Raw genomic sequence first — 18,645 nt, forward strand, 5'->3', positions numbered from 1 at the left:
AACGGACAAATGACAACGGACAAAGGACAAAGGACATAGACGCCCGGAGGGCGGCTTCCCGTAGGGTAGGACAAAAATATGACACAGGTAGAATTTCCACGGAATACTCCACCAGAAGAAAAAAAACCGGAAATGGTGGCTGGCCACACCTCCCATCCGAAGGCGTGGAAATGGCAGGACTATTTTACATTTAATGTTGACCACAAGGTTATTGGTATCCAATACCTAGTGACGGCGTTTGTGTTCTATCTCATCGGCGGACTGATGGCTGTTGCTATCCGTGTCGAATTAGCAACACCAGATGCAGACGTACTCGACCCCAATCTGTATAACGCTTTCATGACCAATCACGGGACGATCATGATCTTCCTGTGGATTGTCCCTAGCGCCATTGGGGGATTTGGTAACTATTTGGTGCCGTTGATGGTCGGTGCTAGGGATATGGCTTTCCCGAAGCTGAACGCGATCGCCTTTTGGTTAAACCCACCAGCAGGTGCGCTCATATTAGGTAGTTTCATTTTTGGCGGTTCGCAATCTGGTTGGACAGCTTACCCACCGTTGAGTTTGGTGACAGCACCAATCGCTCAAACTATGTGGATACTTGCGATCGTTTTGGTGGGAACTTCCTCAATTTTGGGTTCACTGAACTTTGTGATCACCATTTTGATGATGAAGGTTCCCAGCATGAAATGGGATCAAGTTCCCCTATTTTGCTGGGCAATCTTGGCAACTTCTCTGCTGGCGCTTCTCTCCACACCTGTATTAGCAGCCGGTTTAGTTCTGCTGTTGTTTGACCTCAACTTTGGCACCTCCTTCTTTAAACCAGATGCAGGCGGTAACGTTGTAATTTATCAACACTTATTCTGGTTTTATTCTCACCCGGCAGTATATTTAATGATTCTGCCCATCTTCGGCATCATGTCGGAGGTAATTCCAGTTCACGCCCGCAAGCCAATCTTTGGTTATAAAGCGATCGCTTATTCTAGTGTGGCAATCTGCGTTGTCGGTTTGTTCGTCTGGGTACACCACATGTTCACCAGTGGCACACCCGGTTGGATGCGGATGTTCTTCACTATCTCCACTCTCATAGTTGCAGTTCCCACTGGCGTGAAGATTTTTGCCTGGGTTGCTACCCTTTGGGGTGGTAAAATCCGCTTCACAGGTGCGATGCTTTTCGCCATTGGCTTGTTGTCCATGTTTGTCATGGGCGGCTTAAGTGGTGTGACGATGGGAACAGCCCCCTTTGATGTTCACGTCCACGACACATATTATGTAGTAGGACATTTCCATTACGTTCTGTTTGGCGGTTCCGTGTTTGGCATCTACGCCGGCATTTATCACTGGTTCCCCAAAATGACCGGACGAATGCTGAATGAAAGCTTGGCACGCATTCACTTTGCCCTTACCTTCATCGGTACTAATCTGACCTTTTTACCCATGCACGAGTTGGGTTTGCAAGGAATGCCGCGACGAGTGGCAATGTATGACCCCCAATTTATCGACCTCAATCAAATTTGTACCTTTGGTTCATTTGTTTTGGCGATATCGGTAATTCCTTTCACCATCAACATGATCTACAGTTGGTTGAAAGGGCCTTTGGCTGGTGATAATCCTTGGCAAGCTTTGACTTTAGAATGGACAACTAGCTCACCACCTGCAATTGAAAACTGGGAAGTGTTGCCGGTTGTGACTCATGGCCCTTATGACTACGGTCATGGTCATAGTAACGAAGTACAGCCATCTGCAACGCCGGAAGCTAGTGCTTAGTTAGTAGAGTGAGTAATGCGATCGCTCTCAAGCTGACTGCAATTTCTAGTCATTTGATTTGAGAACTTGAAACTTGAGCTTCAGAACTCGGAACTTCAAGCTTATATCATGTCCGTATAATTAGTTATTTTCCACAGTCATTGCACCCCACCCCCAGCCCCTCCCCGCAGGCGGGGAGGGGAGACAAAGCGTAGCTTTGGCGGGGTGGGGTTCTTCGGGTTTAATAAGTAATCTAGCGGACATGATATTAGAACTCGGAACTTGAGCCTCAGAACTTGGAACTTGAGCCTCAGAACTTGGAACTTGAGCCTTAGAACTTGGAACTTGAGCCTCAGAACTTGGAACTTGAGCCTCAGAACTTGGAACTTGAGCCTCAAAACTCGAAACTTGAGCCTCAGAACTCGGAACTCCGAGCTTAGAACTCGGAACTTGAGCCTCAGAACTCGGAATTTGAGCTTCGGAACTCGGAACTCCGAGCTTGGAACTCGGAACTTGAGCCTCAAAACTCGAAACTCGGAATTTTGAGAATTCCTGAACAAGTGAAGAGTTGAGTTAAACAAGGATTTTGGATGAAGAATGAAAATTTTGCCGCTTCACACTTCATTCTTCATTCAAGCTTCCACAACAGACGCAGCAGATAATATTGTCAAAAAATCTATGACTATAGCTACAACGACAAGCGAAGATCACAGTGCAGGACACGAAGAACATCCAGATTTAAGAGTTTGGGGATTGTTGACGTTCCTCGCTTCTGAATCCCTTATGTTTGGGGGATTTTTTGCCACTTATTTGTTTTTTCGGGGTACTACAGCAGTTTGGCCTCCAGAAGGAAGTGAAGTAGAATTACTCGTGCCGACAATTAACACCATTATTCTGGTGTCTAGTAGTTTCGTCATTCACTTCGGTGATACGGCGATTAAAAAGAATAACGTCAAGGGAATGCAACTGTGGTACGCAATTACCGCAATCATGGGGGCAATTTTCTTAGGTGGTCAGGTTTATGAGTACTCGACTTTAGGATACGGACTGACTACCAACGTCTTCGCCAACTGCTTTTATATCATGACAGGGTTCCACGGTTTGCACGTTTTTGTGGGACTGTTATTGATATTACGTGCATTGTGGCGATCGCGTCTTCCCGGTGAATATTCTGCAACCAATCATACTTTCATCGAAATGACAGAAATTTACTGGCACTTCGTAGACATTATCTGGATTGTTTTATTCACCTTGGTGTACGTTCTTACTTTGTTTTAAATAGGGCATGGGGCATGGGGCATTGGGCATTGGGCATTGGAAAAAAACTTCTCTTTGTCTCCCTCATCCCCCTCATCCCCCTCATCCCCCTCATCCCCACTCCCCAATAAATTTATTATGCAAGCTAATACAAACAAATTCTCATGGTTCCAGGTTCCAGAGGACATTAAAAATTTATTAATTTTAGCTGCACAAACCTGGGAAAACACATCAGAATCGGAAAACTATATTCAACAAGCTTTAGCGCAAACTGGTGAAAATACAGATGTCTTGGTAGCAGCATATAGATTTTTCTATTATAAAAATAATTATTCTCTTGCATTACAAACAACAGTTAAATTATTAGATAAAATTAAAGAAATAGAAAACTTGCCTGATGAGTGGGAGCAACTTAAGCCTATATTAGTCAATCGCAAAGAAGACCCACAGATTCGATTGTACTTAAATGCTTATGCTGCTTCTGGATTAGTACTAGCAAAGTTAGGAGCAGTTGAGCAAGCAAAAGAAATCAGCGCCAAAGTCAAAGAGATAGACGAAAAGCATGATTTTGGAGCCGGAATTCTCCTGGATATTTTGACACGTCCAGCAGAAGAAGATGATTAATTAGTCAATGCACATCTCGATAAGACGATGTGCGAAACAGTAGAGACGCGATTCATCGCGTCTGTAAGGAGTGGGGAGATGAGGGAGATGAGGGAGATGAGGGGACAAGGAGAATAACCCATACGCAATGCCCAATGCCCAATGCCCAATGCCCAATGCCCCATTCCCAATGCCCCATTCCCAATGCCCAATGCCCTTTTGGTGAACAATCATGAACAATTGGTTATCTACCACATCATATTCCTCTTACTCCCTATTAGGAGCGACTACTGATAGTAACTCTATCTTTCCTGCTATCACCATACCTACTAAACTTCCTGGAGGTAATAATATTCCTAATGTCTCTCCGATCATTATCATCCAATCTTCTCAGCTATCAATTTAAAAGCTATGAAAGGTAGGGATTGGCTGCTAACGGGAGACGGTGAACATCAAGCCTGTAAAGCTGTGAGAGCATGGGATTTATTGAGAGAAAATTATCGCGTTTATCGGTTTTTAACTGAAATCGAAGATGTTCTCAATAGTGGGGATGATGAAACCAGTCGTCTACCAGAAATCCGAATGCTCGTAAGGCGCTTGATAGTGAATTCCTACTGGGTGCGAAGTCAATATTTAGAGCCTTCGCCCAAAACCGGAACCTCTGTTTTACTCCTATATGATGAATTGGGTTTTCCGTTGACAGTGCAAATAGTAACATTTGCACCGGGAACCCGATCAACCATTCATAATCATGGGACGTGGGGAATCGTGGCGGTGTTAAAAGGTCAGGAAAAAAATACTTTTTGGCGACGCACCCATAGCGCTGAAAATCTGGGCAAGATTGAACAGACAGGAGAGATAACTCTATTTCCAGGGGATATTATTAGCTTCACTCCTGATGCAATTCACAGTGTAGAAGCAATGGGTGATGAACCAACTGTGACTTTTAACATTTACGGCGAAACTGATCCGAGTGAGAGATTTGAGTTTGACCCAGTAAAGTGTAGTGCTAAAAACTTTTAGCATCACGCGGTAGGGTAGCACAGATGTGCGCCTCTATAAACAAATAGTATTCTACTAAGAGGTAGTTGAATGGCAAGGGTAATTTTCTATAGCAAACCAGGCTGTAAAGGTGGTACTAAGCAAAAAGTTTTGCTAACAGCTGCCGGTCATGAGGTGATACCATACAACCTGCTAACAGAACCTTGGACAGTTGAGCGGTTGCGTTCATTTTTTGGCGATCGCCCCGTAGCCGAATGGTTTAATCTTTCCGCCCCAAAGGTAAAATCTGGTGAGGTGCTTCCTGAAAAAGTGGATGAACAAACCGCTTTGGCGCTGATGCTAAAAGAGCCGTTGTTGATTCGCCGTCCTTTGTTAGAAGTAGGCGAACAGCGCGAGGTAGGATTTGATGTACAAAAAATTGATGCTTGGATTGGCTTACAAGCTGTGGATGAATCTTTGCAAGAAATCAGCGACAATCTGATGAAGGAGAATTTGCAAGGCTGTTCCCACGGTCACGATCATGGGCATAAACACCAAAAGCAAGGCAACTGTAAACATTAGTACATGATATAGCGGTTCTCGGTTGAGTAGGTACAGAACCCCACCCCCAACCCCCTCCTCGTTCACGGGGAGGGGAGATTTTGTCGTTAGACAAAAGCGGGGTGGGGTTCCGACGGCTTAATTAGTAATTGAGTGGACTTGATATAACGTCATTGCAAGGGTTTCACGTTAAGTTGACACCTATGACAGCTGTATGCCCCTACCTGTGTTTAACGGACACCAGCAGTTTCTAAGGACAAGTCTTGAAACATGGGTGTGCTGAGGTAACGTTCACCAAAGGAAGGCTGAATCATCACGATTAAACGTCCGGCATTTTCTGGACGTTTACCTACTTGAATTGCAGCACACAAAGCTGCACCAGAGGATATCCCAGACAATAAGCCTTCTTCTTTTGCCAAACGTCGCCCATGAGCGATCGCTTGTTCATCGCTGACTCTAATTACTTCATCAACCAATTCTAGGCGGAGAACATCGGGGATAAATCCGGCCCCAATACCTTGAATTCTGTGTGGCCCGGCTTCACCGCCTGAGAGAACTGGGCTGTTGCTGGGTTCAACTGCGATCGCCTGAAAAGTCTTCTTACGCTGTTTAAGTACTTCTGCAATCCCAGTAATCGTTCCACCAGTACCTACCCCAGCAATGACGATATCCACTTCCCCGTCTGTATCTGTCCAGATTTCTTCTGCGGTGGTTTCCTGGTGAACTTTGGGATTAGCAGGGTTGCGGAACTGTTGCAACATAAAAGCATCGTTTGTATTAGCCACAATTTCTTCGGCTTTGCGAATAGCTCCCCGCATTCCCTCAACGCCTGGTGTCAATTCCAAAGAAGCACCATAAGCCCTGAGCATAGCCCGTCGTTCTTGGCTCATCGTCTCTGGCATTGTCAAAATCAAACGGTAGCCACGCGCTGCTGCTACCATCGCTAGAGCAATTCCTGTATTACCAGAGGTAGGCTCAACTAAAATCGTCTTTCCAGGGGAAATTGAGCCAGCAGCTTCTGCTGAGAGTACCATACTTAACCCAATGCGGTCTTTCACCGAAGCCGCTGGGTTCATCCCTTCTAATTTGACAACTATCCTTGCTACTACTCCCTCAGCTTGAGGAATCTTGTTCAGTTGAACTAAAGGAGTTCGTCCAATCAGTTCTGTTATGTCTTGAGCAATCCGCATTATTTAACTCCTAAAATCCTAAATCTTAGTACAGAGTATTTACTTGTAACAATAAGCTTTTGTGTATTTAATTTGCAGTTTAGTATCAATGAGTGCATATACTATGTATTCTAACTCAACCACAAAATATGAAAGTTTAGGAAGAACCTTTATCAGATGTTCCCATTGATTCTCACTTCAGCAGAGGGCTAGCTTGCCATACTTATATTTTACCATTTGGAATTGCTGACTATTGCTTATTGGGCATAAAATCTGTATATATGCATAGTTTTTACCATTATTTTCAATCTTCTCTATATGTTATGGAAATCTAATTTACTTTCATAACATTTAATTGTTTTTCCCAATTTATTAGTCTATCTTTATCAAAAGACATTGATATTTCCTTTTGAGTGCAGTTTTTATTTACTCAAATTTGCATCAGAAACAGTCCTTAATCATTGCCTACACTGCTTTGAGGTTGAGTACAGAAATACCAGAACCCCACCTAGTAAACACTAGAACCCCGTCCTAAAAACACTAGCACCCATACCCCAATTAATTTTTGTAAGACTTATCAGGCAGGGATTACAGGCTTTGAGTACTATTCTAATGAATTTAATAATCTTAACGGGGTTAGGGTAAACTGTTTTGTGGAGAGCGGCTGATATAAATCGTATAGGATTTACGCAGAGATTCCCCTCTACCCCCCAACATTCCTGAGCGAAAGCTTAGTGAACTAGGGGGGACTTCTTAATCTCTCTTTTGAGAGGAAGATGAAATCACATTCTCTGAATCTGAGTGCGTTATTTCTGACTGATTAATCCTACGTTTTGTGAAAAGGTTGGTAACTTTTCAGTGGTCAGTAGTCAGTGGTAATTATAAAAATGACTGACAACTAACGATTGTAAAACTACCATTTACACATATTTTAATATCAAACCTGTTTGAAAAGTAGAAAGATATAGCTACTTTAAATAAACAGCAAAAGATATTTTCTTGCTGAGTGCATACTACCTAGCAAGGGAGAGCCGAGATGAAAGCCAAACTTTTAAATCTTCTCACAGTTTGCGTAGTTACCTTAGTAGTGCTTTCTCCAGGAGTAGTAGTATTTGGCATAGTTTGGGAACGACATTTGGAGTTAGTAAAATCCCAGAATTTAGCCTGCGAAATTAACAAGACTAGTAGAAATGCTCCTATCTTGGCTCCCCAGACAGAGGGTACACATTCCCCTCAGACTAGCATCAAATCCTCTGATCGTAATGTGATTCATCAAATGCTGACTGTTGCTGAACAATATAAATTTGCCACGATCCTACAATGGTTCTTCTTGCTAATCCCTATTTGTGTTGGGTTAGGGATTCTTTTTTACGACAGATATCTTGTTCATCGTGCTGCTGTTTTAAAAGAACAAGTTGAAATGTTGGAAAGGCTGTGGCAGCACAGTATCGAACAGTAACCAATTCACAATTAACTCACTAAAATCAAGAAGCTTACTATGTCCGAACAACGCCAACAACTGTATTTTAATCTGATTGATGAGCTACTCAAATGCCCTAATGGTCAGGAACCAGAAGTTTTGGAAAGTAAGCCAGAATTGATTGATTCTGGATTTGTAGAGACAATGTTACAAGTAGCAACTATGTTTGCCCATGAAGGGAATCAAGATGGTGCTAAGTTTTTATTTTTTGTAGCGCGTGAGCTAGCTAAAGAACTGGGTTTATACCCGGAAGTTTCCAATCCTGAAGTTGCAAACACTGAAGCCGCAAATAAGGAGTAAAAATGCTGTTGACTTCAACGGATGCGGGACAAATAGCTTTAGAACTGCTGATGGCAGATTGGAATATTTCAGAAGAGAATCGGGAGTGGTTTACAATATATAACTCTCGTCTGATTGGCGAGAGTTGGTACACTGTAGAATTAGGTGTAGAAGGATTTCCCGATAGATGGTTTATTCAAGTATATGACAATGGAGTGTGTGATCCAAACTACACATTTATATCACCAATCCGTGGTTCTGAAGGATTTACGGACTTTGTAAATGTGCCGGATATTGTAGCAGAAGTCTTAGTTTGTGAACGCAATGCTCGATAATAATTAAAAAGACAAAATTTAGAATTCAATATTAAGATGTGCTGATTAAATGCATTTTCTTTGAATTCATAATTTTCGATATTAGAGTATTTGGGAGCATCTCACCTTTGCAAATCTACCTGTCGATTAGAAATGGCGGTTAATCTTGCAAACAAAGTTTGCATACGCTTACTAAGAAAACAAGCAACTGGTTTCAACCACCTGGGTGGTTTAAAGTCTCGTATAGCTGCGAATTACATGAGACTGTTGACCAATTTATGAGGGGTTAAACTTCCCATACCTAAAATCTTGGTTTGGCGTTGCTTTCCCGCCCTGCAATAAATTGCGGGCTAATAGCCAAAGTGCGTTTCAACGCACTAAAATTAAAGAAACTAAAATGGATTTAGACTGATGGGTTAGACTCCCTATTAATTCGCCAACAGTCTCATTCCATTCGTCAAGGCTAGGGGTATTAAAACCAATACTTTGATAAAGACTTTTTGGTACATACCTCGTCTCTTATGGGCGAAAAAAACTAATGATATCAGGCTAATTAAAACCACATTCCTTGGGATGTTATGGGGAGCATCCCAAATGTGTAAAAACATATTTTGTCATTGCGAGCGTAATGAAATGAAGCGAAGCAATCGCAACATCTAGACTTTGTGATTGCAACTCTTAGAGACGCTCCGCGAACATTCCGCTTTGCTTCATTCGCAATGACAATCTATCATCTTGGTAAATTTGCTTGCATTGGGATGCTCCCATGTCCTGAGCAAGCCGTTGTGTGGGTGTGGTTTCTCTTAGACTAATGACTAATGACTCTCGCGTTGCAGTGTGATATTTAAATATAAAGATGCTTGACGCAAATCTGAGGTGATACTAAACAATGTATGCCTCTTTTTTTTGTAATATTTAATATTTTATTTAAGCCTATTAGGCTATTTTGTCATGTTTAATTGATAAAAATATGTTATATTAAATAGCGTGATGGACGCTACAGAAATATCAGTTCCAATGATTGCTGAAGATATCTTAGCCAAAGAATTCACAAGAGTCCTCAACGACTACTACCCAAAAGTTGGAGAATTACTAGACGGGTGTTATGTGAAAGTCATCACCTGTTTTTGGGGACGACCTGCTAGACGCTTGCAATATATAGGAATTTATTGCTCTGACGAAATGATTTCCTGTGTGCAAGCCCACAAAGAAATACTCAGAGAAGTAGCAGACAACATGGGTCTAGTACAGGTAGTCTGCATGAATGCCAAGCGATTATTGCGCGATCCGATGTCGAAGGTCAAACACAATAACCCACGTCTATGGTTGGAGTTGCAGTGGGTTGCAAATTAGTCTTTGATCGCATTAATGGAGAGGAGTAAATGTGTTTGTAGTGAAGACTTTAGTCGTCAAATATTTAAGCACTTTAGTGCTTACTACGAACTTATCGACTATTAGAATAGCCAGCACAAAGTATTAACGCAAGTAATGAAAACTGGAATTTTCTGCAATTACGATAATCATCACCAAGATGCTCGTCGTGCCATCTTTGAGCAAGTCGCGCTGATAAAACAGGCAGAAAGTTTAGGTTTTGAGTCAGCCTGGGTGAGTGAGCATCATTTTAGTGAATCCAATCTCAGCCCCTCCATGTTGCTGTTAATGGCACATTTGGCGGGGCTGACTTCAACTATCCAATTAGGCACTGCGGCGGTGTTACTGCCATTCCATAACCCGATTCGGGTAGCGGAAGATATCGCCACTCTGGATAACCTGTGCAATGGACGATTATTATTTGGGGTTGCTAAAGGCGGCCCTTTTCCCCAACAAAACAAGCATTTTGCGACACTCCCAAGTGAATCCCGTCCCAGGATGCTAGAGGCGATCGCACTGATTCAAAAGCTGTTATATGAAACTGATGTATCATTTAATGGCAAGTATTATCAATGCGATCGCCTGACAATTCACCCAAAACCATTGCAGAGTCAAATACCAGTGTATGTTGCCACTGGCGGTGATGATGGTATCGAGTTTGCTGCTAAACATTCCTTCAGCTTGATGGGTGGGCCGCCATTCTCCCTACAGAGATTGAAGGATACTGTTGCTAAATATCGAGCCTTAAATTCTAGTGGTGCAGAAAACTTCGTGCTGGCACGCTTTTTTTATGTTGGCAAAACATTTGATGAGGCTGTGAGTGAGGCATTGCCTTTCATCCGCCAATTTAGCAAGAAAATGAAAACTAATTCGGCTGAAGTATTGCAGAATAGTGCGAATCCCAACCAAAAACCATTTGATCGTACAAATATTTGTTTCGATGAAGATTATTTGATTGAGAACTCAATTATCGGTGATGTGGAGACTTGTCGAGACAAAATCAAGAAATTTCAGGACGAATTAAATTTAGGTACGTTAGCACTCAAACCCTCGTCTTCGGATATGCAAAAAAACCTGGAGAGTTTGACGCGCTACAACCAAGAGGTGCGAAATTATGTCTTCTAAACTATACCAGCTTCCTCCCGATGATTTACCTCCAACTGAGGTAACGAAACAGGATGGAATGCTGCAAATGGAGCTAGAACAGTCTACAGGTAGATGCTTTTATCTAGCCTGCGATCGCATTACGCGAGTCCTGTTATCTAATTGTCAGTGGTATCTCACAACAAATGCTAGCATTCTAACATTAATTGTTGACTGCCCTGACTTAGTATCTTACTGGCATATAGTCAGCAATATTGCTCAGTTGGGTAATAGGTTAGAGCGGTTTGCTCGCAACGGTAAAATCCGCGTTTATCCGCCATTTGGCAAGGGGATGCCGTTTGAAATCAGCGTAAATGAAATATCAGCTTATCGAGATTGGCTTTGAGGTAAATAGAAACTGGGAATCACACAAAATATAGCTGTCTTACACCCTGTACTCCTAAAGTGCAGGGTGTTGCAATTTTTATCATCCTAAAGTGCAGGGTGTTGCAATTTTTATCAAAGTTGTAACTTATTAAAATACCAGTTTTATGGAATAGAATTTACCATAGAACCAGTTATCAGCGCTCTGGTTGTATATTACATCTAGGATGACATACATCCTGCGATCGTGGGCAGCATCAATTAAATCTCTTAAATCTTGACGAGTGCCAAAGTGGGGGTCAATATTTAAAAAGTCTTGGATGCGATCGCTGTGATAAGCTTCTAATTCAGAAGGTTGTCGCCAAGGTGGATTAATCCACAGCGTTGTTACTCCCAATCGCTGCAAGTAGTCCAACTTACTCTTAATTCCCCTAAGAGTACCACCAACAAACTTTGTACCTGCTGCCATCCAGTTGGCTTTGTCTTTAACCTGGAATTTTAAAGGATTGGTATGGTCAAAAAGTTCTCTTTGATTTTCATTATCATCACTGAATCTATCTAATATCAATTGGTACAAAAACTGGTCGCGCCAATTGATAGGACTCGGATAAACTCTCCCTCGTGGTTTCAGGTTTGTTTCAGAGAGTTGCTGGGGTGTCAATTCTTCAACTTTAGCCATGAGGATTTACGCACAGATTGGAAAATGCCAGTATGCATCTCCTATCTTGCAAAAATACTTCCAGTTTTCATTAACCCACAGAGGGATTTTGTAAATTGGTGGCTTAATTTTGTGATGATAGGTTTTAGTTTAAACGCAGAGGTACGCAAAGGAAAGCGCAGAGGGGCGCAGAGTTTTTACTATAATGATGCAGATAGCCATTTATACCAATTATCTAACCCAGCACCAGTGGTTGCAGAAACCTGAAAAATCTGAATTTTGGGATTTACTTCTTTAGCATATTCTATGCACTTTTGAACCTCAAATTGCACGTAAGGCAGCAAATCAATTTTAGTGAGAATCATTATGTCACTAGCACGGAACATGTGTGGGTATTTTATCGGCTTATCTTCTCCCTCTGTGACGGAGAGAATTACGACTTTTGCATTTTCTCCTAAATCAAATAAGGCTGGACAAACCAAATTTCCGACATTTTCAATCATTACAACTGAATTTAGCGGCGGATTCAGTTGTTGTAAACCCCTGTCTATCATTGATGCATCTAAATGACAGCCTGTTCCGGTGTTGATTTGGATGACTTTAGAACCTGTTTCTTTAATTTTTTTGGCATCGTTAGCAGTTTCTTGGTCGCCTTCAATGACACTAATAGATAATTGATGCTTTAAATCATTGATTGTTCGCGTTAAAAGAGTTGTTTTACCAGCACCGGGAGAACTCATTAAATTTAAGGCGAGAATATTTCGACCTTTAAACCATCCCCGATTTTGAGCAGCTATCAAGTTATTTTTTGCCAAAATATCCTGCTCTAAGGATATCGTTGTGTTGTGTATTTTGGCATGAACTTGAGACGCTTCTATATGAGTGTCGTGAATGTGGGAATGAGTGATGACAGTACCATCTGGTAAAGTGTGAGTATGATTATGTTCAGCTTCATCTGTTTCTAAATTTGTAATTTTTATTTCGCCATCATCAGAACAACCGCAGGTTACACACATAATTCCTCGATTTCTATTTCTTTAATTTTAAGTTCTTCACCAGTAATTAAATCTAATTGCACGCTACCGCAATTACAGATACCAAATGGTTTATCTAAAAAAAATTCTGCCCCGCATTGGCGACATCGGCCCAAACCAGGAATTTCCAAAATTTCTAACGTCGCCCCTTCTAAAACTGTACCTTGAGTGCAAATATCAAAACAAAATCGGATAGCATCGGGCATGATGGCTGAAAGTTTGCCGATTTCTAATAAAATTCGTTGCACTTTTGCGCCTTTGGCGTGTTCAGCTACAATTGCCACAATATTTTGGGTAATTCCAAGTTCGTGCATACAATAAAATCTATTAAATATTAACAAATTCGTGGCAATTGGTCGCCTACTAGCATATCAACAATCCTTTCAGCACCAAAAACTGTTTTTAACAATACGATACCTGTGGGTGAAGGTATAACTTCGCCAATAATACAAGCATCTTTGCCTGCTGGGTGTAATTTCATAGCTGATAAAACAGTTTCTGCATATTTAGCTGCTACCACCACAACTAGCTTACCTTCATTAGCTAAATACAACGGGTCTAAACCGAGAATTTCGCAAACTCCGTTGACTTCTTCCCGCACTGGAATAGATTCTTCAAAGAGACGGATTCCTACATTAGAACTGAGGGCAAATTCATTTAATACTGTAGCTAAACCACCGCGTGTAGCATCTCGCATGGCATGAATTTGGGGACATACATGGAGAATGTTTTCTACTAAACTATGCAAGGGCTGACAGTCACTTTCAATATTAGTCTCTAAGGCTAATTCCCCACGGGTAATTAAAATTGCTGTCCCATGATTGCCTATTTCACCATTAATTATTATTGCATCTCCAGGTTTAATATTTTGGGCGGAAATACTAAATCCTCGCGGGATGATACCAATACCAGCAGTATTAATAAAGAGTTTATCGGCAGCACCACGATGTACAACTTTTGTGTCACCAGTGACAATTTGAATACCAGCTTTTTTTGCGGCTGCTTTCATACTGGCTGCGACACGCCGTAAGGTTTCTACTGGTAATCCTTCTTCTAAAATTACGCTACAAGTTAGATATAAAGGTTTAGCACCGCTAACAGCTAAATCATTAACTGTGCCGTTGATGGCTAATTCTCCTATATCACTACCGGGGAAAAATAACGGGTCTACAACGTATGAATCTGTAGTAAATGCGAGTCTGTCTCCTTGTTGGAGGAGAGGGGCTAAGTTGAAGCTGGCTTGGTCTTCTAGTTGTGAGAGAATTGGATTATCAAAATTGCTGACAAAGATTTCGTCTATTAAATCACGCATGGCTTTACCACCGCTACCATGTGCGAGAGTTATATGAGTGTCTTGCACTTTTCCTTGGCGACGGCGGACTTGTTCTATTTTTTGGAATAGGGGATTTTGGATTGGGTTTGTGGGGGAAATGTTCATATTAAAATTTTTTTAAACGCATAGGCGCTTCGCCTTCCCGCAGGGTAGGAACGCAGAGGGAAGCGCAGAGGTACGCAGAGTATTTAGTCTGAGGAGAAGCCGCAGGCGGGGAGAGGTTCTTGAGTTATTTTTGGTTTTTGGGCGATTGTTCTTTTGGCAATGGTGGAGAGTCGTCCATATTTGTAATAGGCTGCACAAGCGCCTTCGGAAGATACCATGCAAGTACCGATTGGTGTTTCTGGTGTGCAAGCTGTACCGAATACTTTACACTCCCAAGGTTTTAAGACTCCTTTGAGAATTTCTCCACATTTACAAGCTTTATGGTCGGCTACTTTGAGATTAGGAATGGTAAATTTAAGTTCGGCATCAAATTGGGCATATTTAGGTTGAATTTTTAATCCTGAATAGGGAATATCACCTAAGCCGCGCCAATCAAAACTATCTCGTATGACGAAAACTTTATTTATGGCTTGTAGGGCTACTGTGTTTCCAGTTTTTTGGACAATTCGGTTATATTGGTTTTCGACTTCACAACGATTTTCTACTAGCTGTTGCAATAGCATCCAAATTGATTGGAGAATATCTAAGGGTTCAAATCCTGAGACAACTATTGGCTTATTATATTGTTGGGAAATAAATTGATATGGGTCAGTGCCAATTACCATACTGACATGGCCAGGCCCAACAAATCCATCTAGTTGTAAGTCGGGATTATCTAATAGTGCTTTCAGGGCGGGAATCACGAGGACGTGATTGCTAAACATACTAAAGTTATGAATTTTTTCGGCTGCTGCTTGCAGAATGGTGAAGGCGGTGCTGGGGGCTGTGGTTTCAAAGCCTAAGGCGAAAAAGACTACTTCTTTGTCGGGGTTATCTCTGGCAATTTGCAGGCTGTCTAGGGGAGAGTACACCATACGGATGTCTGCACCTTGTGCCCTGGCTTGCAGTAAAGTGGTTTTGGAACCGGGAACTCGCATTGCGTCGCCAAAGGTGGCAAAGATGACGTTATGATTTTGGGAGATTGCGATCGCATCATCTAATCTCCCTTTTGGCATAACGCATACTGGACAACCAGGCCCATGAATTAGTTCGATGGTTTGGGGTAATATTTCTTCGATACCGTATTTAAATATGGAGTGGGTATGTCCGCCACATACTTCCATGATTTTGATGGGTTTTTCTAGCTGGTTGCTTAATTTGGCGATTTCGCGGCGTATGGCTTCAGCTTTTTCAGGTTCGCGGAATTCGTCAACATATTTCATGGGGATTGAGAAATAGTTTTTGGATATCAGTTAATTTCGCTTTTGTGGTAGGGAGTTTTTTTTAACGAACCGCAAAGGACGCAAAGGGCGCGAAGAAAGAAAGAAAGAAAGAAAGAAAGAAAGAAAGAAAGAAAATTAGACTCTTTTTCTGGGCCTCTACGTGGGAAAATAAAAGTCTATTATTTAAGTACTAATTCCTGCTTGTGCTGCTGCTAGTTCTTGGAAGAGTTGTAATGTTTCTGCCGCTTCTTGTTCGTTAATTCGATTCATGGCAAAGCCAACATGTACTAATACCCAATCACCAATACAAGCTTGGGGGGGATGTTGTTCATCTACGATACAAGCAATATTTACTTGACGCTTGACACCACCAATGTTAACTATGGCTAATTTATGGTTGACGTTGGTAATTTCTATAATTTGTCCGGGGATTCCTAAGCACATTTTTTTATTTTTTAAGATAAACGAACCGCAGAGGCAAGAGAGACGCAGAGAGAATTCTTTGTGAGAGAAATTTTGTCAAATATCAAGACTCATGTATTAATTGTACGGCTGCAATCACTGCTTGTCCTAAAGATAACCCGCCGTCATTAGCTGGAACTAAGCTGTGAGTAAGTACTTTTATCCCCAATGTTTGTAATCGTTTGCTAACTTGCTCTAACAATATACAATTTTGGAATACTCCTCCTGTTAATGCTACCTGAGAAATTAGATTTTCTTGAGAAAGATATTTAACCATTTGCACAATTGCGTTAGCTAAACCTTTGTGAAATTTGGCAGCCATAACTGGTTGGGGAATCTGCTGCTGTAAGTCATGGAGCAATGCTTGCCACATTGGACGCGGGTCTATATAATAAATCCTATCTAAAAAGCTAAAGTTAAAAGGATAGATTAGGGTTTCTTTATGATTATTTAAGCTGCTTACATCTACTATAGCTTCCATTGCGATCGCAGCTTGTCCTTCATAGCTACATTCATCTCTATAAATACCGATAGCCGCCGCCACTGCATCGAACAATCGTCCCACGGAAGACGCTGGAGGAGAGTTAATTCTTTTCTCAAGAAGTTGATTGAGTAGCTTAATTGGCTTGTTTTTCAGAAATTTTACGATTTCTAAATCAGCATACTGTTGTTGACAATCATCCCAAAGGTTAGCAGCTATTAATTGAGCATAAGTATTACGCCAAGGCTGATATATCGCTTGTTCACCACCAATCATTGCTACTGGTTTAAATGTTGCTAGTCGCTGAAATTTACGATAATTTGCTAAAAGAAATTCTCCGCCCCAGAGTGTACCATCATCACCGTAACCTAAACCATCTAAAGCAATGCCTAATACCGGAGGCGAATCTAAAGGAATCCCATTTTCTACCATGCAAGCGGCGATATGGGCGTGATGATGTTGGATTTGATGAATTTTGATTTGGTTTGTATCTGCGAGTTCTTTACCAAGTTTGCTTGAGAGATATTCAGGATGTTTATCAATAGCGATTATTTCTGGCTTATGCTCAAATAGATTTAAGTATAAATTCAAAGTGTCTTCGTAAGCATTGAAAGCCGCAGCATTTTTTAAATCTCCCAGATGTTGAGAGAGAATTGCTTCTCCTTCACGCAATAAGCAAAAGGTATTTTTTAACTCACTGCCCATTGCTAAAATTTGCGCTACATTGTCAAATCCCGGTGGTAAACTAATTGGTGCTGGTGCATATCCTCTGGCGCGGCGAATTACTTGGGCTTTATCGCCGATAACTCTCACCACCGAATCATCTACCCGATTAAGAATCTCTCGATTGTGAAAGAGAAAATAATCCGCGATTGTCCCTAATTTTTCTTTTGCTTCGTCATTATCAATACATTGTGGTTCATCGGCAATATTGCCACTTGTTAAAACAATTGGGCGATTCATCCGCCGCAAAATTAAATGATGTAAGGGCGTATAAGGTAGCATGAAACCAAGGGTATTTTGCCCCGATGCTATCGATGGTGCTACTTTTTTACCTGTCGCTTGTAGTAAAACAATTGGTGCAGCAGAACTTTTCAATAATTCTTTTTCTTTGGCGTTGATAGTGCAATATTCTTCAATTATCTTAATATCTCGCGCCATTAAAGCAAAGGGTTTATGATAGCGCTTTTTGCGCTGACGCAGTTTTTGTACAACGGTTTCCTGAGTTGCATCGCAAGCCAAATGAATACCACCTAAACCCTTAATTGCCACAATCTCACCTTTCTGCAACAAGGTACAAACGGCATCAACATCATCCAACATGGAGAACATGGAAGCAGTAACCGATTTACCATCAGCGCGTTCTAACCAAGCTGAAGGGCCGCAAGCATGACAAGCGACAGGTTGGGCGTGAAAACGGCGGTTTTCAATATCGTGGTATTCCTTTGCACATTCTGAACAGATGGTAAACGCAGACATACTGGTATTGCATCTGTCGTAAGGAATGGCACGAATAATACTCAGGCGGGGGCCGCAATGAGTACAGTTAGTAAAGGGATAGCGATAAAAGCGGCTAAAGGGGTCAAATATTTCTTTTTGACATTGCGGACAAGTCGCTGCATCAGGGGTAATTTCTGTTTTAATGGCATTACTGACACTAGTAGAAATCACAAAATTATCAAATTTCAATTCACTTTCATAATGAGTTCTAATTAGTTGATTAATTTTTGCCAACGGTGGACATTCTGTTTGCAATCTGGCAATAAATTTGGTTATTGCTTCCTCACTACCAGATACCCTAATTAAAACACCTTGACCATCATTACAAACATCTCCACGCAAACCGCAGGCTTTAGCAATACGATATACAGTAGGGCGAAAACCTACTCCTTGAACAGTACCGCGAACTCTAATTTCTTCAGCCGCCATATAAATCTAATACCATTTCTTTGTAAGGCTGCACCAAATTTTCTTTCTTTCTTTCTTTCTTTCTTTCTTTCTTTCTTTCTTTCTTTCTTTCTTTCTTTCTTTCTTTCTTTCTTTCTTTCTTTCTTTCTTTCTTTCTTTCTTTCTTTCTTTCTT

21 protein-coding genes are annotated in these 18,645 nt (G+C 41.4%); 13 read left to right on the plus strand and 8 right to left on the minus strand.

The annotated features are described in order from the left end of the window. The first annotated feature begins 78 nt into the window (after window positions 1–78). From ctaD to LC586_RS10200, 7 genes are all read left to right on the plus strand, one after another. A complete protein-coding gene (ctaD, locus tag LC586_RS10170) occupies window positions 79–1,767 on the plus strand; it encodes a cytochrome c oxidase subunit I (protein ID WP_229484426.1) in 1,689 nt (562 codons plus the stop codon). A gap of 657 nt (window positions 1,768–2,424) precedes the next feature. Continuing rightward, window positions 2,425–3,024 (plus strand): cytochrome c oxidase subunit 3, encoded by a 600-nt coding sequence (locus LC586_RS10175; RefSeq protein WP_229468424.1) that lies wholly within the window; start codon window positions 2,425–2,427, stop codon window positions 3,022–3,024. Window positions 3,025–3,141: 117 nt separating this feature from the next. Beyond that, on the plus strand, window positions 3,142–3,627 hold the full coding sequence (locus LC586_RS10180; protein ID WP_229484450.1) for a hypothetical protein: 486 nt from the start codon (window positions 3,142–3,144) through the stop codon (window positions 3,625–3,627). A gap of 29 nt (window positions 3,628–3,656) precedes the next feature. Beyond that, complete coding sequence (locus tag LC586_RS10185) at window positions 3,657–3,842, plus strand: hypothetical protein (protein WP_229484427.1); 186 nt, start codon at window positions 3,657–3,659, stop codon at window positions 3,840–3,842. After that, entirely contained in the window at window positions 3,839–4,012 is a 174-nt protein-coding gene (locus LC586_RS10190; protein WP_229484428.1) for a hypothetical protein, read from the plus strand. Before LC586_RS10185 ends, LC586_RS10190 begins: the two co-directional genes overlap by 4 nt. A gap of 5 nt (window positions 4,013–4,017) precedes the next feature. Further along, entirely contained in the window at window positions 4,018–4,629 is a 612-nt protein-coding gene (locus LC586_RS10195) for a cysteine dioxygenase family protein (protein ID WP_229484429.1), read from the plus strand. Window positions 4,630–4,698: 69 nt separating this feature from the next. Next, the gene (locus LC586_RS10200; protein ID WP_229484430.1) at window positions 4,699–5,169 is read left to right on the plus strand and encodes an ArsC/Spx/MgsR family protein; all 471 of its coding nucleotides are present in this window, start codon (window positions 4,699–4,701) and stop codon (window positions 5,167–5,169) included. A gap of 209 nt (window positions 5,170–5,378) precedes the next feature. Here LC586_RS10200 and cysK read toward each other — a convergent pair whose 3' ends face one another. Next, complete coding sequence (cysK, locus tag LC586_RS10205; protein ID WP_229484431.1) at window positions 5,379–6,338, minus strand: cysteine synthase A; 960 nt, start codon at window positions 6,336–6,338, stop codon at window positions 5,379–5,381. A 1,015-nt stretch (window positions 6,339–7,353) separates the two neighbouring features. Between cysK and LC586_RS10210 the strand changes: the two genes are divergently transcribed. The 6 genes from LC586_RS10210 (at window position 7,354) to LC586_RS10235 (ending at window position 11,250) form a co-directional block, all read left to right on the plus strand. After that, complete coding sequence (locus LC586_RS10210) at window positions 7,354–7,776, plus strand: hypothetical protein (RefSeq protein WP_229484432.1); 423 nt, start codon at window positions 7,354–7,356, stop codon at window positions 7,774–7,776. 39 nt (window positions 7,777–7,815) lie between these two features. Then, entirely contained in the window at window positions 7,816–8,097 is a 282-nt protein-coding gene (locus LC586_RS10215; RefSeq protein WP_100900566.1) for a hypothetical protein, read from the plus strand. Between the two features lie 2 nt (window positions 8,098–8,099). After that, window positions 8,100–8,411, plus strand: a complete 312-nt coding sequence (locus LC586_RS10220) for a hypothetical protein (RefSeq protein ID WP_109012274.1) — start codon at window positions 8,100–8,102, stop codon at window positions 8,409–8,411. Window positions 8,412–9,380: 969 nt separating this feature from the next. Next, on the plus strand, window positions 9,381–9,743 hold the full coding sequence (locus LC586_RS10225) for a hypothetical protein (RefSeq protein ID WP_181985069.1): 363 nt from the start codon (window positions 9,381–9,383) through the stop codon (window positions 9,741–9,743). 135 nt (window positions 9,744–9,878) lie between these two features. Next, the gene (locus LC586_RS10230) at window positions 9,879–10,886 is read left to right on the plus strand and encodes an LLM class flavin-dependent oxidoreductase (protein ID WP_229484433.1); all 1,008 of its coding nucleotides are present in this window, start codon (window positions 9,879–9,881) and stop codon (window positions 10,884–10,886) included. Then, on the plus strand, window positions 10,876–11,250 hold the full coding sequence (locus LC586_RS10235; protein ID WP_229484434.1) for a hypothetical protein: 375 nt from the start codon (window positions 10,876–10,878) through the stop codon (window positions 11,248–11,250). Before LC586_RS10230 ends, LC586_RS10235 begins: the two co-directional genes overlap by 11 nt. Window positions 11,251–11,379: 129 nt before the next feature. On the opposite strand, the gene LC586_RS10240 is transcribed toward LC586_RS10235, so the two are convergent. From LC586_RS10240 to hypF, 7 genes are all read right to left on the minus strand, one after another. Further along, window positions 11,380–11,907 (minus strand): alpha-amylase family glycosyl hydrolase, encoded by a 528-nt coding sequence (locus LC586_RS10240; protein WP_229484435.1) that lies wholly within the window; start codon window positions 11,905–11,907, stop codon window positions 11,380–11,382. A gap of 179 nt (window positions 11,908–12,086) precedes the next feature. Beyond that, entirely contained in the window at window positions 12,087–12,902 is an 816-nt protein-coding gene (gene hypB / locus LC586_RS10245; RefSeq protein ID WP_229484436.1) for a hydrogenase nickel incorporation protein HypB, read from the minus strand. Beyond that, window positions 12,893–13,234 carry a hydrogenase maturation nickel metallochaperone HypA gene (gene hypA, locus LC586_RS10250; protein ID WP_229484437.1) on the minus strand — a complete coding sequence of 114 codons (342 nt, stop codon included), beginning with the start codon at window positions 13,232–13,234 and terminating at the stop codon, window positions 12,893–12,895. Before hypA ends, hypB begins: the two co-directional genes overlap by 10 nt. Before the next feature lie 20 nt (window positions 13,235–13,254). Next, entirely contained in the window at window positions 13,255–14,358 is a 1,104-nt protein-coding gene (hypE, locus tag LC586_RS10255) for a hydrogenase expression/formation protein HypE (RefSeq protein WP_229484438.1), read from the minus strand. Between the two features lie 83 nt (window positions 14,359–14,441). After that, complete coding sequence (hypD, locus tag LC586_RS10260) at window positions 14,442–15,620, minus strand: hydrogenase formation protein HypD (protein WP_229484439.1); 1,179 nt, start codon at window positions 15,618–15,620, stop codon at window positions 14,442–14,444. 183 nt (window positions 15,621–15,803) lie between these two features. After that, window positions 15,804–16,064 carry a HypC/HybG/HupF family hydrogenase formation chaperone gene (locus LC586_RS10265; protein WP_229484440.1) on the minus strand — a complete coding sequence of 87 codons (261 nt, stop codon included), beginning with the start codon at window positions 16,062–16,064 and terminating at the stop codon, window positions 15,804–15,806. Between the two features lie 82 nt (window positions 16,065–16,146). After that, window positions 16,147–18,492, minus strand: a complete 2,346-nt coding sequence (gene hypF, locus LC586_RS10270; protein WP_229484441.1) for a carbamoyltransferase HypF — start codon at window positions 18,490–18,492, stop codon at window positions 16,147–16,149. Between the last annotated feature and the right edge of the window lie 153 nt (window positions 18,493–18,645).

The sequence above is a fragment of the Nostoc favosum CHAB5714 genome (genome assembly GCF_020829495.1).
Classification (GTDB): Bacteria; Cyanobacteriota; Cyanobacteriia; order Cyanobacteriales; family Nostocaceae; genus Nostoc; species Nostoc favosum.

Excerpts from the sequence above, each read along its gene's own strand:
- LC586_RS10265 (WP_229484440.1), bottom strand. The coding sequence starts at position 16,064 with ATGTGCTTAGGAATCCCCGGACAAATTATAGAAATTACCAACGTCAAC.
- LC586_RS10190 (WP_229484428.1), top strand. The coding sequence starts at position 3,839 with ATGAACAATTGGTTATCTACCACATCATATTCCTCTTACTCCCTATTA.
- LC586_RS10220 (WP_109012274.1), top strand. The coding sequence starts at position 8,100 with ATGCTGTTGACTTCAACGGATGCGGGACAAATAGCTTTAGAACTGCTG.
- hypB (WP_229484436.1), bottom strand. The coding sequence starts at position 12,902 with ATGTGTGTAACCTGCGGTTGTTCTGATGATGGCGAAATAAAAATTACA.
- hypD (WP_229484439.1), bottom strand. The coding sequence starts at position 15,620 with ATGAAATATGTTGACGAATTCCGCGAACCTGAAAAAGCTGAAGCCATA.
- LC586_RS10240 (WP_229484435.1), bottom strand. The coding sequence starts at position 11,907 with ATGGCTAAAGTTGAAGAATTGACACCCCAGCAACTCTCTGAAACAAAC.
- ctaD (WP_229484426.1), top strand. The coding sequence starts at position 79 with ATGACACAGGTAGAATTTCCACGGAATACTCCACCAGAAGAAAAAAAA.
- LC586_RS10230 (WP_229484433.1), top strand. The coding sequence starts at position 9,879 with ATGAAAACTGGAATTTTCTGCAATTACGATAATCATCACCAAGATGCT.
- LC586_RS10175 (WP_229468424.1), top strand. The coding sequence starts at position 2,425 with ATGACTATAGCTACAACGACAAGCGAAGATCACAGTGCAGGACACGAA.
- hypE (WP_229484438.1), bottom strand. The coding sequence starts at position 14,358 with ATGAACATTTCCCCCACAAACCCAATCCAAAATCCCCTATTCCAAAAA.
- LC586_RS10195 (WP_229484429.1), top strand. The coding sequence starts at position 4,018 with ATGAAAGGTAGGGATTGGCTGCTAACGGGAGACGGTGAACATCAAGCC.
- LC586_RS10200 (WP_229484430.1), top strand. The coding sequence starts at position 4,699 with ATGGCAAGGGTAATTTTCTATAGCAAACCAGGCTGTAAAGGTGGTACT.
- hypA (WP_229484437.1), bottom strand. The coding sequence starts at position 13,234 with ATGCACGAACTTGGAATTACCCAAAATATTGTGGCAATTGTAGCTGAA.
- LC586_RS10225 (WP_181985069.1), top strand. The coding sequence starts at position 9,381 with ATGGACGCTACAGAAATATCAGTTCCAATGATTGCTGAAGATATCTTA.
- cysK (WP_229484431.1), bottom strand. The coding sequence starts at position 6,338 with ATGCGGATTGCTCAAGACATAACAGAACTGATTGGACGAACTCCTTTA.
- LC586_RS10215 (WP_100900566.1), top strand. The coding sequence starts at position 7,816 with ATGTCCGAACAACGCCAACAACTGTATTTTAATCTGATTGATGAGCTA.
- hypF (WP_229484441.1), bottom strand. The coding sequence starts at position 18,492 with ATGGCGGCTGAAGAAATTAGAGTTCGCGGTACTGTTCAAGGAGTAGGT.
- LC586_RS10180 (WP_229484450.1), top strand. The coding sequence starts at position 3,142 with ATGCAAGCTAATACAAACAAATTCTCATGGTTCCAGGTTCCAGAGGAC.
- LC586_RS10210 (WP_229484432.1), top strand. The coding sequence starts at position 7,354 with ATGAAAGCCAAACTTTTAAATCTTCTCACAGTTTGCGTAGTTACCTTA.
- LC586_RS10235 (WP_229484434.1), top strand. The coding sequence starts at position 10,876 with ATGTCTTCTAAACTATACCAGCTTCCTCCCGATGATTTACCTCCAACT.